General features: G+C 63.1%; 18 protein-coding genes and 1 tRNA gene. 12 read left to right on the forward strand and 7 right to left on the reverse strand.

All coding sequences use genetic code 11. The annotated features are described in order from the left end of the window. Positions 1-82: 82 nt before the first annotated feature. From rpsA to aroA, 5 genes are all read right to left on the reverse strand, one after another. Entirely contained in the window at positions 83-1,789 is a 1,707-nt protein-coding gene (gene rpsA, locus JJC00_RS00435) for a 30S ribosomal protein S1 (protein WP_027531594.1), read from the reverse strand. 267 nt (positions 1,790-2,056) lie between these two features. Continuing rightward, on the reverse strand, positions 2,057-2,695 hold the full coding sequence (gene cmk / locus JJC00_RS00440) for a (d)CMP kinase (RefSeq protein ID WP_200470831.1): 639 nt from the start codon (positions 2,693-2,695) through the stop codon (positions 2,057-2,059). Positions 2,696-2,700: 5 nt separating this feature from the next. After that, complete coding sequence (locus tag JJC00_RS00445; protein ID WP_246774054.1) at positions 2,701-3,042, reverse strand: hypothetical protein; 342 nt, start codon at positions 3,040-3,042, stop codon at positions 2,701-2,703. A 43-nt stretch (positions 3,043-3,085) separates the two neighbouring features. Next, positions 3,086-3,691 (reverse strand): hypothetical protein, encoded by a 606-nt coding sequence (locus JJC00_RS00450; RefSeq protein WP_200470833.1) that lies wholly within the window; start codon positions 3,689-3,691, stop codon positions 3,086-3,088. Between the two features lie 10 nt (positions 3,692-3,701). Continuing rightward, complete coding sequence (gene aroA / locus JJC00_RS00455; RefSeq protein ID WP_433996473.1) at positions 3,702-5,087, reverse strand: 3-phosphoshikimate 1-carboxyvinyltransferase; 1,386 nt, start codon at positions 5,085-5,087, stop codon at positions 3,702-3,704. 111 nt (positions 5,088-5,198) lie between these two features. On the opposite strand from aroA, the gene JJC00_RS00460 reads away from it, so the two are divergent. The 3 genes from JJC00_RS00460 to JJC00_RS00470 all read left to right on the forward strand — a co-directional run bounded on the left by JJC00_RS00460 (position 5,199) and on the right by JJC00_RS00470 (position 6,154). Further along, entirely contained in the window at positions 5,199-5,609 is a 411-nt protein-coding gene (locus tag JJC00_RS00460; RefSeq protein WP_200470835.1) for a TIGR02300 family protein, read from the forward strand. A gap of 91 nt (positions 5,610-5,700) precedes the next feature. Next, positions 5,701-5,776: transfer RNA gene (locus JJC00_RS00465), tRNA-Ala, on the forward strand. Positions 5,777-5,911: 135 nt separating this feature from the next. Beyond that, on the forward strand, positions 5,912-6,154 hold the full coding sequence (locus JJC00_RS00470) for a GIY-YIG nuclease family protein (protein ID WP_200470836.1): 243 nt from the start codon (positions 5,912-5,914) through the stop codon (positions 6,152-6,154). Positions 6,155-6,159: 5 nt separating this feature from the next. On the opposite strand, the gene JJC00_RS00475 is transcribed toward JJC00_RS00470, so the two are convergent. Continuing rightward, complete coding sequence (locus JJC00_RS00475) at positions 6,160-6,618, reverse strand: MarR family winged helix-turn-helix transcriptional regulator (RefSeq protein ID WP_200470837.1); 459 nt, start codon at positions 6,616-6,618, stop codon at positions 6,160-6,162. A gap of 157 nt (positions 6,619-6,775) precedes the next feature. Between JJC00_RS00475 and JJC00_RS00480 the strand changes: the two genes are divergently transcribed. The 8 genes from JJC00_RS00480 (at position 6,776) to JJC00_RS00515 (ending at position 14,037) form a co-directional block, all read left to right on the forward strand. Next, positions 6,776-7,201, forward strand: a complete 426-nt coding sequence (locus tag JJC00_RS00480) for an organic hydroperoxide resistance protein (RefSeq protein WP_200470838.1) — start codon at positions 6,776-6,778, stop codon at positions 7,199-7,201. A gap of 175 nt (positions 7,202-7,376) precedes the next feature. Further along, complete coding sequence (locus JJC00_RS00485) at positions 7,377-8,579, forward strand: CaiB/BaiF CoA transferase family protein (protein ID WP_200470839.1); 1,203 nt, start codon at positions 7,377-7,379, stop codon at positions 8,577-8,579. A gap of 273 nt (positions 8,580-8,852) precedes the next feature. Next, entirely contained in the window at positions 8,853-10,169 is a 1,317-nt protein-coding gene (gene ugpB / locus JJC00_RS00490) for a sn-glycerol-3-phosphate ABC transporter substrate-binding protein UgpB (RefSeq protein WP_200470840.1), read from the forward strand. 53 nt (positions 10,170-10,222) lie between these two features. Next, the gene (gene ugpA, locus JJC00_RS00495) at positions 10,223-11,104 is read left to right on the forward strand and encodes a sn-glycerol-3-phosphate ABC transporter permease UgpA (protein WP_200470841.1); all 882 of its coding nucleotides are present in this window, start codon (positions 10,223-10,225) and stop codon (positions 11,102-11,104) included. After that, a complete protein-coding gene (ugpE, locus tag JJC00_RS00500; RefSeq protein ID WP_200470842.1) occupies positions 11,104-11,952 on the forward strand; it encodes a sn-glycerol-3-phosphate ABC transporter permease UgpE in 849 nt (282 codons plus the stop codon). The genes ugpA and ugpE overlap by 1 nt, the downstream gene beginning before the upstream one ends. A gap of 6 nt (positions 11,953-11,958) precedes the next feature. Next, positions 11,959-13,041: a sn-glycerol-3-phosphate import ATP-binding protein UgpC gene (locus JJC00_RS00505; RefSeq protein WP_200470843.1), complete on the forward strand. Its 1,083-nt coding sequence runs from the start codon at positions 11,959-11,961 to the stop codon at positions 13,039-13,041. 246 nt (positions 13,042-13,287) lie between these two features. After that, positions 13,288-13,713: an Hsp20 family protein gene (locus JJC00_RS00510; RefSeq protein WP_018645065.1), complete on the forward strand. Its 426-nt coding sequence runs from the start codon at positions 13,288-13,290 to the stop codon at positions 13,711-13,713. Positions 13,714-13,764: 51 nt separating this feature from the next. Continuing rightward, a complete protein-coding gene (locus tag JJC00_RS00515) occupies positions 13,765-14,037 on the forward strand; it encodes a DUF1150 family protein (protein WP_200470844.1) in 273 nt (90 codons plus the stop codon). A 154-nt stretch (positions 14,038-14,191) separates the two neighbouring features. Here the strand turns inward: JJC00_RS00515 and JJC00_RS00520 are convergent, their stop codons facing one another. Continuing rightward, a complete protein-coding gene (locus tag JJC00_RS00520) occupies positions 14,192-15,088 on the reverse strand; it encodes a LysR family transcriptional regulator (RefSeq protein ID WP_200470845.1) in 897 nt (298 codons plus the stop codon). Between the two features lie 84 nt (positions 15,089-15,172). Between JJC00_RS00520 and JJC00_RS00525 the strand changes: the two genes are divergently transcribed. Beyond that, positions 15,173-15,811 carry a GlcG/HbpS family heme-binding protein gene (locus tag JJC00_RS00525; protein WP_200470846.1) on the forward strand — a complete coding sequence of 213 codons (639 nt, stop codon included), beginning with the start codon at positions 15,173-15,175 and terminating at the stop codon, positions 15,809-15,811. The last annotated feature ends 440 nt before the right edge of the window (positions 15,812-16,251 follow it).

The raw sequence follows: 16,251 nt of genomic DNA on the forward strand, positions 1-16,251 counted from the left end.
CCCCGCGCAGCCCGGATGGGGCCACAACAAAAAAGCCCCGGCTCGCGCCGGGGCTCCGATGTCAGCAAAACCAGCGTTTCGCTTATTTGCTGTCGCGGTTCTTGAGCGCGGTGCCCAGGATGTCGCCGAGCGTCGCACCCGAATCCGAGGAGCCGTACTGCGCGATGGCTTCCTTCTCTTCGGCGACTTCGAGCGCCTTGATCGACACCTGGACCTTGCGGGCCTTCTTGTCGAACTGGATCACGCGGGCATCGACCTTCTCGCCGACGGCGAAGCGTTCGGCACGTTGGTCGTTGCGGTCACGCGCGAGTTCCGAGCGCTTGACGAAGGTCGTGAAGTCGGTACCGGCGATCTTCACCTCGATACCGCTTTCCTTCACTTCGAGCACTTCGCAGGTCACGACCGCGCCCTTCTTGACATCGCCCGGCTCGGCGAAGGGGTCGCCTTCGAGCTGCTTGATGCCGAGCGAGATACGCTCCTTCTCGACGTCCACATCGAGCACCACGGCCTTCACCATGTCGCCTTTCTTGTAGTTGTCGATCACCTGCTCGCCCGGAAGCTTCCAGTCGAGGTCGGAGAGATGGACCATGCCGTCGACGTCGCCCTCGAGGCCCAGGAACAGACCGAACTCGGTCTTGTTCTTGACTTCGCCCTCGACCGTCGAACCGGTCGGGTGACCTTCGACGAAGACCTCCCAAGGATTGCGCATGGTCTGCTTGAGGCCGAGCGAGATGCGGCGCTTGACGGAATCGACTTCCAGCACCTGCACATCGACTTCCTGCGAGGTCGACACGATCTTGCCGGGGTGCATGTTCTTCTTGGTCCACGACATCTCGGAGACGTGGATCAGGCCTTCGATGCCCGGCTCGAGCTCGACGAACGCACCGTAGTCGGTGATGTTGGTGACGCGGCCGGTGAAGCGGGCACCCAGCGGGTACTTGGCTTCGATGCCCTGCCACGGATCGTCCAGCAGCTGCTTCATGCCCAGCGAGATGCGATGCGTCTCGTGGTTGATCTTGATGATCTTGACCTTCACGGTCTGGCCGATCGAGAGCACTTCGGTCGGGTGGTTGACGCGGCGCCACGCGATGTCGGTGACGTGCAGCAGGCCGTCGATGCCGCCGAGGTCAACGAACGCACCGTAATCGGTGATGTTCTTGACCACGCCGTCGATGACCTGACCCTCTTCGAGGTTCTGCACCAGCTCCTGACGCTGCTCGGCGCGGGTCTCTTCGAGAACCGTGCGGCGGGAGACGACGATGTTGCCGCGGCGACGGTCCATCTTGAGGATCTGGAACGGCTGCGCGTTGTTCATCAGCGGCGCAACGTCGCGGATCGGACGGATGTCGACCTGCGAACGCGGCAGGAAGGCAACGGCGCCGTCGAGGTCGACGGTGAAGCCGCCCTTGACCTGGTTGAAGATGACGCCCGTGACCTTCTCGTTGTTCTGGAACGCCTTCTCCAGCTTGCCCCAGCTCTCCTCGCGGCGCGCCTTGTCGCGCGACAGCACGGCTTCGCCGAGGGCGTTTTCGATGCGATCGAGGAACACTTCCACCTCGTCGCCAACCTTGATCTCGCTCTCACGGCCGGGGCCGGAAAATTCGCGCAGCGCAACGCGGCCTTCGGTCTTCAGGCCGACGTCGATGACGGCCATGTCCTTTTCAATTGCAACCACCTTGCCCTTGACGACCGAGCTCTCCTGCAGGTTGCCACCTGCGAAGGACTCGTCGAGCATCGCGGCGAAATCGTCGCGCGACGGGCTATAGGTATCAGCGGAAATCGAAGCCATTTGTTCTCCAGTTGCGGATGTCTTGCCGGCCGTTGGGTTTTTGGGCGTATCGGACGCGCAGTGTCGGAAGGTCCACAAAACCTTCGAGCGACCGCTCGCTGCTCCGGTCTGCGACCAGAATTGCGGAAGCGGGCCGGCTGAGGCCCGCACGTTCGATACGTGGAAAATCTGTTGTCCGGAGCCTGGATCGCAGCGGCCCCCAACAGGGACCGAGAGTATCGACCTCAAAGAGCGGGAGCGGGCACTTCCTCCAATGACGGCTGCGGCTTAACCCCGCGACCGGCCCGCTCGGACAGCCTCGATAATGTCGATGGCGGCCCGGACTCCGCCTTCTATATCCAGTTGGGAGTTATCTAGCAAGTAAGCATCCGGGGCCGGTTTCAAAGGCGCAATCGGCCTGTTCTTGTCGCGTTCGTCGCGCTGGATGATGTCGGCGAGGACGGCCGCCTCATCCGCCTGCTCGCCCCGCGCCCTCGCCTCCATGGTGCGGCGGCGGGCGCGGACTCTTGGGTCAGCCACGACGAAAATCTTCACGTCGGCATCGGGACAGATCACGGTTCCAATGTCCCGGCCATCCAGCACCGCGCCGGGCGGACCGGCGGCGAATTGCCGCTGGAAATTGAGCAGGACCTCGCGAACCCTGGGAATCGCCGAAACGATGGAGGCGCCTTCGCCGGCCGTCTGGGTCTTGAGGGCCGGATTGCCGAACTTTTCGGGATCGAGTTCCAGCGCAGCCTGCACTGCGGCCGCCTCGTCCCGGAGATCATGGCCGGACTCCATCAGGGCGTAGGCAACCGCACGATAGATCACGCCGGTATCGAGGTGACGATAGCCGTAATGATGGGCCAGGCGCTTGCCGAGCGTGCCCTTGCCCGAGGCCGCGGGCCCATCGATGGCGATGATCATGTCACTCAAACCTTGACTGGGTGGGGTCCGCGGGCGCGCCGCAACGGCTGCTCTTCGGTAAAAATGTTGCGAGACGCGAACTCGGCGGGACTCGAGAATGTCAGATATTCGCGCATCGCGTCAGACGGAGAAGACGTGGTGAACCATGGTTCAGCAAGGCGCCGCGCCGGATCGCAGACCCACGCCGGCACCCGGCCGAGGCGACGTTGCTTTGCCAGATATTCGGCGATTGCGCCGACTAGGGCGTCGAGCCGGTCATTCTGCGTTAGCGCGGGCTCGTCCTCGATCGTCTCGTATTGAGCTCGGTCCGTCGCGGCGAGATCGAACGTGTCGAGGAATTCAGCCAACGTCGAGTCCTGCGGCGCACCGGCGCAGATGCGATCGACGGCTTCAGCGAGGGTATTTGGGCGCATCGGTTCCTCCCCCCAGGTCCATGTTCTTCAGCAAGAAGCGCTGCTTCTCCGAGGAAGCAGCGCTTACCGGAAAATACCGGCCGAGCAGCGCGATGGCTTCCTCCACCGTCGAGATTCCAACCACCTTCATCAAGTTCAAGATATCCAACCGTTCCGTCTCTCCGCGAACGGGATCCGTGATCCGGAATGCCTTCAGCTTCAACGCAAGAAGATATGCAGCGGAGGGCACCGAGACCTCAAGCCCTGACGGCGTGCCATCGCGCGGGAAGGTACCAAATTCGAGATGATCTGCAGCGCGGTCGGCGAGCGGACTGAGATGGAATACGACCTGATCGTTGAACCAGTCGGCACTCCAACCGTTCCTTGCGGCTATTTCGGCTGTTGTCTTCTCCAACCAGTCCGGCAGCGGACGCTCGAGCTTCGAGACGTCGACATCCTCGGTCGCGAAGCGGAAATTGCTGGCAAGCATGAGGGCGGAGCCGCCATAGACCGCGATCTGAAGCTTGGTTCCGGCATCGGCCGCAGCACGGCCGATCGAATCGAAGGCATCCAGCAGGGCGTCGCGATCGAAGGCTGCGCTCATGGCCGCGGCCTCATGAAAAATCGGCCCCCAGCGACCGCATCATCGGAATGAAGTCCGGGAAACTGGTGGCGATGAAGGCGGTGTCGTCGACCGTCACCGGCTGATCGGACGCGCAGCCCATCACCAGCGCCGACATCGCGATGCGGTGGTCCATATGCGTGGCGACAGTGGCGCCGCCGGGGACGTGGCCGCGACCCTCGACGATCAGATCGTCGCCGGAAACAGTGACCTTCACGCCATTGACGCGGAGCATGTCCGCGGTGGCCTCGAGCCGATCGGATTCCTTGACGCGCAGCTCCTGCAGGCCGCGCATGATGGTCGCGCCTTCGGCGAACGAAGCCGCGACCGCCAGCACCAGATATTCGTCGATCATCGAGGGCGCGCGTTCCGGCGGCACCTCGACACCGCGCAGTTTTGACGCGCGCACGCGCAAGCGCGCCATCGGCTCACCGGCGTCACCGCGCACTTCGCTTTCCTCGATGGAAGCGCCCATTTCACGCAGCGTCGTGAAAAGGCCGGTGCGCAGCGGATTGGTCATCACGTCGGAAAGAACGACATCGGAGCCCTCGACGATCAGTGCCGCAACGACCGGAAATGCCGCTGAAGACGGATCGGCCGGCACGATGACGGTGGCACCATGCAGCTCGGGCTGGCCGACCAGCGTGATGCGGCGGCCGTGAGCCCCCTCGTCGACCGAGGTGATGTCGGCGCCAAAATGCTTCAGCATCAGCTCGGTGTGGTCGCGGCTGGCCTCGCTCTCGATCACGGTCGTGGTGCCCGGCGCCGACAGGCCCGCCAGCAGCACCGCCGACTTGATCTGGGCCGAGGCAACCGGGGTCTTGTAGGTAATCGGCAGCGGATCGCGCGCGCCCTGGACGGTCAGCGGCAGCCGGCCGCCCTCGCCTCCGGAAACAACCTTCGCCCCCATCTTTTCAAGCGGATCGAGGATCCGGCGCATCGGGCGGCTGCGCAGCGAGGCATCGCCGTCGAACACCGCCGAGATCGGGCAGCCTGCGACGGCGCCCATGACCAGCCGACAACCGGTGCCGGAGTTGCCGAAATCCAGCGCCGCCTTCGGCTCGGCGAAGCCTCCGACGCCCACGCCGTTAACCTTCCAGGCAAAATCGCCGGTGCGCTCGACCTTGGCGCCAAGGGCCTGCATGGATTTGGCGGTGTTGAGGACGTCTTCACCCTCGAGGAGGCCCGAAATCCGGGTCTCGCCAACGGCGAGCGCCCCCAGGATCAGGGCACGGTGGGAAATCGACTTGTCCCCGGGCACCCGTACTTTCCCGGTCAGGGGGCCGCTGGCGCGCGACTGCAGCGGCGTGGGCTTGTCGGAATAGGTCAAGATTGTGTCCTCGAATGCGCCTTGCAGGGCTGGGGGCAGGTACCACATGGTCTCCCCGCCGTCACCGGCATGTCTTTCTCTCGTAATGCGCTATTGACAGCGGGCCGCCAACTAGCCAAGTGAAACACCGCTTTTCAGACATTCCAGGATTCCTCTGCCGTGGCCAAGTCCGAACTCGGAACCAAACGTATTTGCCCGACGACGGGCAAGAAATTCTATGATCTCAACAAGAACCCGGTGATCTCGCCCTATACCGGCGAAGTTGTGCCGATCGCACCCGTGGCGCCGGCGCGTATGCCGCGCGGCGCCGAAGCCCGCCACGCTGCAGCAGCCGCCGACACCACGCCGGAGCCGGCGGAGGTCGAGGAGGTCTCGCTGGAGGAGGCCGATGCCGAGGAGAACACCGGCAAGGTCAAGGCCGTCGTCCCCGAATCCGAGGACGATATCGAGGTCGACGAGACCCTCGACGGCGACGATGACGATGATTCGACCTTCATTGCCGACGAAGAAGAAGGCGATGAGGACGTGACCGACATCATTGGTGATGTCGGAGGCGATGAAGAGACTTGAGATCAGCCCTGATCTGTGAAAAAGGGTGCACCGCGCGAGTCACCAGGCTCGCCGGTCGGGACTGATCCGAAAGGATCGTCCCAGGACTTAAGGGGCCATAGCTCAGCTGGGAGAGCGCTTGCATGGCATGCAAGAGGTCGGCGGTTCGATCCCGCCTGGCTCCACCACGCTTCGCCCTTCGGGCTACGCGTGGCGCAGCCACGGGGAGCCTGAAGGGCGAAGCGTGGTGTCCGGCGAAGCCCGTAGGGCGAAGACGGACGGTTTGATACTCCCACCCCTTCCTTCCCCCGCGCGAGCCGTCGATGTGGTACGTCTACATCATTCGCAGCATCGAGTTCCCCGACCAGGAATACATCGGCGCCACGGAAGATCTGAAGCGACGGCTTCCGGAGCACAACGCCGGCAAGTCCGCTCACACCGCAAAGTTCAAGCCATGGAAGCTGGTTTGGTACTGCGCCTTCCCTGATAAAATGAAGGCCTTGGCGTTCGAGACTTATCTCAAGTCACACTCGGGCCGCGCTTTCTCGAAGAAGCGGCTCTGCTGATCCCCCTACTCCCCAATCACCGCATTCAACCGGTCGCGCAGCGCGACGATCTCGTCCTTCATCGCGACCAGCTCCGACACCGAGCAATCCGACGCGGCCAGGATCGACTGCGGGACGGTGCGTGCCTTGTCTTTCAGCGCGTGCCCCTGCGGCGTCAGCGCGATCAGGACCTGACGCTCGTCCTCGCTGGAGCGCGTGCGCTTGACGAGGTGCGCGGCTTCGAGCCGCTTGAGCAGCGGCGTCAGCGTGCCCGAATCGAGAAACAGCTTTTCGCCGATATCCCTAAGCGGCACGTCGTCGCGCTCCCACAGCACCAGCATTACCAGATATTGCGGATAGGTCAGGCCGAACCGATCGAGCAGCGGCTTGTAGACGCGGTTGAAGGCGTGCGCGGCTGAATAGACGGCGAAACAGATCTGGTTGTCGAGACGTTGCGGATCCAGGGTCGATAATTTCCGGGCCATAGAGAAATCTCACGAGATTGACCCGCATTGTGGGACCGGGCGGGCCGACATTCAATTGCGAACAATTAAATGTGAGGCATGCAAAATTCGATTGCGCGCAATCTAATTGTTGCGATAGAGATTTCACCCCAACCCGAAGACCCCTGAGGAGACGAAAATGTCCGTGAACGTCCTCTACAAGACCAGCGCAAAAGCCACCGGCGGCCGTGACGGCCGTGCTGCGACCCTCGACGGCGCGCTCGACGTCAAGCTCACCACGCCGAAAGAGCTCGGCGGTGGCGGCGGCGCCGGCAACAATCCCGAGCAGCTGTTTGCGGCCGGCTATGCCGCCTGCTTCATCGGCGCGATGAAGTTCGTGTCCTCGCAGGGCGGCCCGAAGGTCCCCGCCGACGCCTCCGTGACCTCGACCGTCGGCATCGGCCCGCGCTCGGCCGGCGGTTTCGGTCTCGACATCGATCTCGCCGTCTCGCTGCCGGGCCTGTCCCGCGCCGACGCCGAGGCGCTGGTCGAGAAGGCGCACCAGGTGTGCCCGTACTCCAACGCGACGCGCGGCAATGTCGACGTTCGCCTGACGGTCGTCTGATCTGACGGTGGATTGGCTGGCCCGGGATCCCCCTTGGGCCGGCCGCTTCCGCTCGATTTGCCATGCTGCGGGATTGCCGCCTGCGCTGCATGACGCTCTACGCGACAAGCCATTGCTGGCTTGGACGAACCTCGCTAGGCCTGTGGTCAAATATCGACACAGGGGAAGCGAAGGCATGACTGAAGCCGCAACCGGCGCAATGAGCGGACTGCGCGTCATCGATCTCACGCGCGTGCTCGGCGGCCCCTACTGCACCCAGATCCTCGCCGACCATGGCGCCGACATCATCAAGGTCGAGCCGCCGGCCGGCGACGAGGTGCGCGACTGGGGTCCTCCCTTCCACGAGGAAGACGCGGCCTATTTCGTCGGCATCAACCGCAACAAGCGCTCGATCGGCCTCGACCTCGCCTCCGAGGGCGGCCGTGTCGTGCTGCTCAAGATGCTGGAGACGGCCGACGTCCTGATCGAGAATTTCAAGCCGGGCACGCTGGAGAAATGGGGCATCGGCAACGATGCGCTCAGCCAGAAATATCCGCGCCTCGTGCATTGCCGGATCTGCGGCTTCGGCGCCGACGGTCCGCGCGGCGGCAATCCCGGCTATGACGCCATCATCCAGGCCATGACCGGCATGATCGCGGCGACCGGTTCGCCCGAGAGCGGTCCGATGCGGATCGGCGTGCCGCTGGTCGACATCACCACCGGTCTTTACGCGGCGATCGGCATCCTGATGGCGCTGTCGGAGCGGCAGCGCTCAGGGCTTGGCCAGTTCCTGGAGACGACGCTATACGAGACCGGGCTTGCCATCATGCATCCGCACACCGCGAATTATTTCATGCATGGCAAGCCGCCGGGGCTCACCGGCAACGAGCATCCCAACCTCGTGCCCTACGCGATCTTCCCGACCAAGACCGACAACATCTTCATCGGCGTCGGCAATGACGGCACCTTCCGCAAGCTCGCCAAGGAGATCGGCAAGCCCGAGCTCGGCACCGATCCGCGCTTTGCCCGCAACAAGGACCGCATCGCCAATCGCGACGCGCTGCGCGCCGAGCTTGCCGCGGTGTTCAGCCAGCACGAGGCCGAGCCGTTGTGCAATCGGCTGCTCGCCGCGGGCCTGCCCGCAGGCCCCGTGCAGAAGATCGACCAGGCGTTGACCAACCCGCACACGATCGCGCGCGGCGACGTCATCGAGAAGGACTGGTACAAGGGCGTAGCCTCGCCGATCCGACTCGATCGCAGCAAGCCGAGCCTGCGCCGCCTGCCGCCGAAGTTCAGCCAGCACTCCCAGGAGGTGCTGGGCGAGTTCGGCTACTCAAAGGCGGAGATCGACGCGATGGTCGAAAAGGGCGTGGTCTGCGGGCCCGAGCGCAAGCGCTAGGTGGTGCGCTCCCTCTGCCGCCTGCGGGAGAGGTTTAGTGAGGTCGGCCAATGCCGCAGTGCGGCGCGGGCACGCATGTGCGCATGTGCACTGCGAACGGGGAAGCTGCCCCAGCGCGCCTTCGCCTATTTGACGACTTCCCTTTTAGCAGCGCTTGCTGCTTTCGTTTCGGCCGCATACACAGTCATGTGAACGTCATATGGCGCTGCTAGCGCAAGCGATCTTTTTGACGGCCAAGGGACGGCTAAGGGACGGCTAAGGGAGGTTTACTTGATGGCTCTTCGACATTTTGGGGCGGCTGCCGCTGTTGCAATCGCGGTTGGCATGACGGCTTCGCCGGCACTGGCCGTGACTGAAATCCAGTGGTGGCACGCGATGACGGGCGCCAACAACGACGTCATCGTCAAGCTCGCCAACGACTTCAATGCGTCGCAGAGCGACTACAAGGTCATCCCGACCTACAAGGGCAGCTATCCCGACACCATGAACGCCGGCATCGCGGCCTTCCGCGCCGGCAACGCCCCGCACATCATGCAGGTGTTCGAAGTCGGCACCGCGACCATGATGGCCGCGACCGGCGCCGTGAAGCCGGTCTACAAGCTGATGGCGGACGCCGGCGAGAAGTTCGATCCGAAGAACTACCTGTCCGCGATCACCGGCTACTATTCGACCTCGAAGGGCGAGATGCTGTCCTTTCCCTTCAACTCGTCGTCGACCGTGATGTGGGTCAACCTCGACGAGCTCAAGAAGGTCAACGCCGAGATCCCGAAGACCTGGCCCGAAGTGTTCGCGGTCGCCAAGAAGCTGCACGACAACGGCCATCCGACCTGCGGCTTCTCCAACTCCTGGGTCACCTGGGTCAATCTCGAGCAGCTCTCCGCCTGGCACAACGTGCCGCTCGCGAGCAAGGCGAACGGCCTTGACGGCTTCGACACCAAGCTCGAGTTCAACGCGCCGCTGCAAGAGAAGCATCTCGAGAAGCTGGTCGAGCTGCAGAAGGACAAGACCTATGACTACGCCGGCCGCACCAACCAGGGCGAAGGCCGCTTCACCTCGGGTGAGTGCGCGATCTACCTGACCTCGTCGGCCTTCTTCGGCAACGTCAAGGCACAGGCCAAGTTCAACTTCACCGCCGCGCCGATGCCGTATTATCCCGACGTCAAGGGCGCGCCGCAGAACTCGATCATCGGCGGTGCTTCGCTCTGGGTCATGGGCGGCAAGTCGGCCGACGAATACAAGGGCGTCGCCAAATTCCTGACCTTCCTCTCGGACACCGATCGTCAGGTCTACATCCACAAGGCCTCGGGCTATCTGCCGATCACCAAGGCGGCCTATGAAAAGGCCAAGGCCGAGGGCTTCTACAAGGACCAGCCCTATCTGGAGACCCCGCTGCTCGAGCTGACCAACAAGGAGCCGACCGAGAACTCGCGCGGCCTGCGCCTCGGCAACATGGTTCAGCTGCGTGACGTCTGGGCGGAAGAGATCGAGCAGGCGCTGGCCGGCAAGAAGACCGCCAAGCAGGCGCTGGATGCCTCCGTCGAGCGCGGCAACACGATGCTGCGCCAGTTCGAAAAGACCGCCGTGAAATAAGGCGAAGGCTCCGGTGGGCCGCACGACGAGCGGCCCGCCGGCGCCACCCCATCATGCAAAAGCAAGCGATTTTCCAATCAAAGCTGCTGCCTTATGCGCTGGTTGCGCCGCAACTCGCGATCGTTCTGATTTTCTTCTACTGGCCGGCCGTGCAGGCCGTCATCCAGTCCTTCCTGCTGCAGGACGCCTTCGGCCTCTCGACGAGCTTCGTCTGGTTCGAGAATTACGTCGAACTGTTCGGTGACCCCGCCTATTTCGAGACGATCGTCCGAACCTTCGTCTTCTCGTTTGCGATCGCTGCCTCCTCGCTCTCGGTGGCTTTGCTGCTCGCGGTGATGGCGGACAAGCCGCTGCGCGGCGGCGCGGTCTACCGCACGCTGCTGATCTGGCCCTATGCCGTGGCGCCGCCCGTGGTCGGCGTGCTCTGGGTCTTCATGCTGCACCCCTCGCTCGGCGTGCTCTCGCGCTATCTGCGCGCTGCCGGCATCGAATGGAATCCGCTGCTCGACGGCGACCAGGCCGCGACGCTGGTCATCCTCGCCGCCGCCTGGAAGCAGATCTCCTATAATTTCCTGTTCTTCCTCGCGGGGCTCGCGAGCATTCCGAAGAGCGTGCTCGAGGCCGCCGCGATCGACGGCGCGCGCCCGATGCGCCGGTTCTGGACCGTGACCTTCCCGCTGCTGTCGCCGACCATCTTCTTCCTGCTGGTCGTCAACATCGTCTACGCCTTCTTCGACACCTTCGGCATCATCGACACCATGACCCGCGGCGGTCCCGGCACGTCAACGGTGACGCTGGTCTACAAGGTCTATAACGACGGCCTGATCGGCGGAAACCTCGGCGGCTCGGCGGCGCAGTCGGTGATCCTGATGGTCATGGTCATCGTGCTGACCGGAATCCAGTTCCGCTTCGTCGAACGCAAGGTGACCTACTGATGGTCGAGCAGGAGGGCTTTCGACGCTACGTCGCCCACATCGTCCTCTGGATCGGGATCGCGATCGTCGCCTTCCCGGTCTACGTCGCCATCGTCGCCTCGACGCAGGACAACGCGCTGATCGCCAACGGGCAGATGTCGCTGTTGCCGGGCGGACATTTCTTCGAGGTCTACTACCAGACGATCTTCGTCGGCACGAGCGGCTCGACCCGCGAGCCGGTCGGCAACATGATGCTGAACTCGCTGGTGATGGCACTCCTGATCGCGGTCGGCAAGATCGCGATCTCGATCATCTCCGCCTATGCGATCGTGTATTTCCGCTTTCCCTTCCGGATGCCGATCTTCTGGATCATCTTCATCACCTTGATGCTGCCGGTCGAGGTCCGCATCTATCCGACCTACAAGATCGTCGCCGACCTGCACATGCTCGATAGCTATGCCGGCCTCGCGCTGCCGCTGATCGCCTCGGCCACGGCGACGCTGCTGTTCCGCCAATTCTTCATGACCGTGCCGGATGAATTGCTGGAGGCGTCGCGCATCGACGGCGCCGGACCCTTGCGCTTCTTCTGGGATACGCTGCTGCCGCTGTCGCGCACCAACATGGCCGCGCTGTTCGTGATCCTCTTCATTCTCGGCTGGAATCAGTATCTCTGGCCGCTGCTGATCACCACACGCGACGACATGCAGACCATCCAGATCGGCATTCGCAAGATGATGACCACCAACGATGCGCTGACCGAATGGCCGATTGTGATGGCGACCGCCGTGCTGGCCATGCTGCCGCCGGTGTTCGTCGTCGTTGCCATGCAGAAATTGTTCGTGCGCGGCCTGGTCGAGACGGAGAAGTAGAGAGTTATGGCCAACGTCACCCTGCGCAACGTCCGCAAGACCTATCCCGGCGGCTTCGAGGCCATCAAGGGCGTCAACGTCGATGTCGGCGACGGGCAGTTCTGCGTGCTGGTGGGGCCGTCCGGCTGCGGCAAGTCGACCCTGCTCCGCATGGTCGCAGGGCTCGAGACCGTCACCGGCGGCGAGATCGACATCGGCGGCCGCGTCGTCAACCAGGTCGAGCCCGCCGATCGCGACATCGCGATGGTGTTCCAGAATTACGCGCTCTATCCGCATATGAGCGTCTTCAACAACATGGCCTACGGCCTGCGCAATCGCGGCATGAAGGAAGCCGAGATCAGGACCCGCGTCGAGGAAGCCGCGCGCGTGCTCGAGCTTGCGCCGATGCTGGAGCGCAAGCCGCGCCAGCTCTCCGGCGGCCAGCGCCAGCGCGTCGCCATGGGCCGCGCCATCGTGCGCCAGCCGAAGGTGTTCCTGTTCGACGAGCCGCTCTCCAACCTCGACGCCAAGCTGCGCATCGCGATGCGCGTCGAGATCCGCAAATTGCAGCGCCGGCTCAACACGACATCGATCTACGTCACCCACGACCAGCTCGAGGCGATGACGCTCGCCGACGTTCTCGTGGTGATGAATGGCGGCCAGGTCGAGCAGGTCGGTAATCCCCTTGCGATCTACGAGAAGCCGGCGACGACCTTCGTCGCCTCCTTCATCGGCGCACCGCCGATGAATCTGATGTCGACGCGCACCGATGAAATCAAATCGCAGCTCGGCAACGCAGGCGACGCCGGCATCCTCGGCATCCGGCCGGAAGATTTTGTCATCACCGACCAGACGCCGGCCGGCGGTGTTGCGCTCCCGCTCACTGTGGAAGCGATCGAGCGCGTCGGCGCCGAGACTTTTATTTACGGCGCACGCGCGCAGGACGAGCAGCGCATCGCCGCCAATCCGGGCGAACTGCCGCCCGGCGAGGTCATCGTCCGCATCCCCGGCTCCGAGGCGCCGCCGATCGGCCAAAAAATCCGAGTCGCGGCGGTGCGGCCGAAACTGCACCTGTTCAGCGGCGACGGCCGGACGCGGATCGAAGTCTGAGCGGTTCCGAAGGGCGGGCGAGCCAAAAGCGCGAAAACAACCCCATGCACAGTAGCCGGAGGTCTGTTTTCATTGGGATAAATCGCAGGTTAGATTCGTCACGGCCGGGCCACGGCTGAAGCAGTGAATCCATAGCCTCCCGCTACGTCCTTGAACCCCCACGGGGATATGCCCATATTGCTGACCAAGGGGCGCCGCTTCCGGGCCCTGAAATGCCAAAGTCGCTTCGAGAGGACTTTGTAAACTATGTCTCGTGTTCCCACGCTTTCCAGTCCGTTCCTTCTGGGCTTCGACGAGATTGAGCGCGTGCTCGATCGCGTCGTCAAAGGCGCCGACGGTTATCCTCCCTACAATATCGAGAGGTGCGACCGGTCGGACGGCCAGCCCGAGCGTTTGCGCATCACGCTGGCGGTCGCCGGATTCACCCGCGACCAACTCGATGTAACCATTGAGGAAAACCAGCTCGTGATCCGCGGCCGGCAGCAGGACGACAAGTCCCGGCAATACATCCATCGCGGCATTGCCGCGCGCCACTTCCAGCGCACTTTCGTGCTGGCAGAGGGGATGCTGGTGCTGGGTGCGGATCTGAAGAACGGGTTGTTGTCGGTCGACCTGGCCCGGCCTGAACCGGAGAGGATCGTTAAGACAATCGCTATCAATGAGCACGAATAATGGAACGAGTAGCGGACTCGACCGCTTAGTTTCTGTGAAGGAGTCGAGACCATGAGTGAAGGTCACGTTGCGTTCGAATACGAAGCCAAGGCTGTCTCGCCGGAGACGCTGGCAACCCTCGGCGAAGGCCATATCGCCTATGTGAAGCAGATCCGCTCCGAGGATGTGCCCGGCCTGTTCCCTGAAGCCCCGAAGATTGCGCCCGGCCTCAAGCTGTTCGCGCTCCACTCCGCCGACGGCACGCCGATCATGCTGACCGACAGCCGCGAAGCCGCGGTCGCCAACGCCTGGAGCAACGAGCTGCAAGCGGTGAGCGTGCACTGAGCGCACGCGTCGCACGAATAGAGTTTCAAGCGGGCATGCCTTCAGATGAAGGCGTGCCCGTTTTGTCTTATCCCTGTGCTTCCTTAGTCGACGATCTGCCGCTCATCCGCAGGGGAAGACAGACCCGCGAGAAGCGGCGCATATGCCGACATGCTTAGCGTTCGGCCGTCGCCGACAAATACTCGATCATCCATTGACCCGCGGGGCCCAGTCGCTGATCGGCGCGATACGCGCCACCCATGACGAGTCGGGTGGCACGCGCATCGAATGCGGTTGGACGTATGATCTTCAAACGACCCCGCACAATATCGTCCTCGACCAGATGCGCGGGCATGTTTCCCCATCCGAGGCCGGCCAACAGCATTGAATGTTTTGCGCCGAGATCGGCGAGCCGCCAGGTCTGACCGGACAGGACGCCGTAATCGCGGCCGGCCGTCATGGCCGATCGGTCCGTCAACACGAGCTGAACATATCGTTGCAAGACATGTGTCTCGATCGGGCCATCGCATGCGGCCAGCGGATGATGCGGGGCCACCACCGGGATCAAATCGACGGTCAGCAAGTGGAAGCGCCTCAGGACGGGAAGATCGGTGAAGATGAATTGCAGAAGCCCGATCATACAGGTGCCGTCGAGCAGGAGCTCCGTTGCAGCCCCGAGCGGCTGTACGTAGACGCGCGGAGGAACGGTCGGAAACCTCTCCGTAAAGGCCTTCAGCGCATCCACGACGGCGTGCATCGGGAACATTGAATCCAGCACAATGGTCAATTCGGCTTCGAGCCCGCTGGCAAGACTTCGCGCGGAATCGCGGAAGGCGTTCGTCTCTTCGGTAATCCGTCGCGCGCGGAGCAGGAGCGTGCGCCCCGCCTCGGTCAGGGTTGGCCGGTAAGCGGCGCGATCGAACAGCGTCATGTCGATCTGCACCTCCAGCTTTTGAATGCCGTAGGTCACCGCCGATTGGGCGCGCTTCAGCTTCTTGGCTGCCTTCGAGAAACTGCCCTCGTCGACAATGGCGAGGAAGATCTGAATCTGGTCGAGGGTCAAGGCGTCCATGTTCTAATTTATAGATCAAGATGAGCTAAACTTCATCAATTTCTTTGGGGATAGCAATCGTCTACCGAATCCCCGGCGCGGCCGATGGCACGCCGTGATGTCCAACCCCTACGTCGAGGACCCGTCCAGATGACCCAATTCTTAATGACCCATGTCTTGATGCTGCTCTCCACCCCGCGCGGCAAAATCTCGCTTGCGACGCGGCTCGCAACCGCGCTCGTCCTCATGCTTGTTGCGGCGGCATCCCCGGCCCGTTCCGACGACATCGTCACGACGCACAGGCTATCGGCGGCTCTGGCAGCGGAAGTCGTAACCGAGGCGGTTGCGAGTTGCGCGAAGCAGGGTTTCCGAGTCAGCGCGGCCGTCGTCGACGTCGATGGCCTGACGCAGGCCATGTTGCGCGGTGATGGGGCTCACGCGGCCTCGTTCGATCTGGCCAGTGACAAGGCGTATACCGTGGTCACGATCGGCGCGACCCACAACGACGACAGCATCAGCGCCATGGTGAAGCGGATGGGAGCAAATCCAACCGCCTTCTGGGGCTTGGCCAATGCCGGCGGCCTGGGCAAGCTACCGCGCGTCTCGCTCATTGTCGGCGGTCTTCGTATCAAGGTTGGCAACGAAGTCATCGGTGGCATCGGCGTCTCGGGCGGGCCCGGCATCGATGATGACGAAACTTGCGCCAAAGCCGGCATCGACAAGATCAGTGCACGTCTCAAATAGCCGATCGTCTCGGAACGGATCGATAGAAGCGACCCGCCGATCATGCTGACCGACAGCCGCGAAGCCGCATTCGCCAACGCCTGGAGCAACGAGCTGCGGTGAGCGTGCACTGAGCGCACGTGAGTCGCACGAATAGGATTTTGGCGGGCATGCCTTCGCAGGAAGGCGTGCCCGCTTGTTTTTGACACGCACCTTTTCCAGAACCGAGGTCGCTTCAGATTGCCTCGATCGAGCCGCGGGCCCTTGCCTCTGCCGGTTGCGAAAGAGGTAGGCGCGAAGCGCTTCACAGCTATTTCTCTCTCGATGGTGGCCCGCGAAAACCTTAGTCGAAGAGCGTTGTCACCATATTTTTCGGAGGAATCGATCGGCAAGAGGGGCCGCCTGAGTCAAAACGACTCACGCACGGGCGGTGATAGCGCGCGCTTTTTGAGTGGGGGACC

Origin of the sequence: Bradyrhizobium diazoefficiens, assembly GCF_016616885.1 — a bacterium.
GTDB classification, from domain to species: Bacteria; Pseudomonadota; Alphaproteobacteria; order Rhizobiales; family Xanthobacteraceae; genus Bradyrhizobium; species Bradyrhizobium diazoefficiens_F.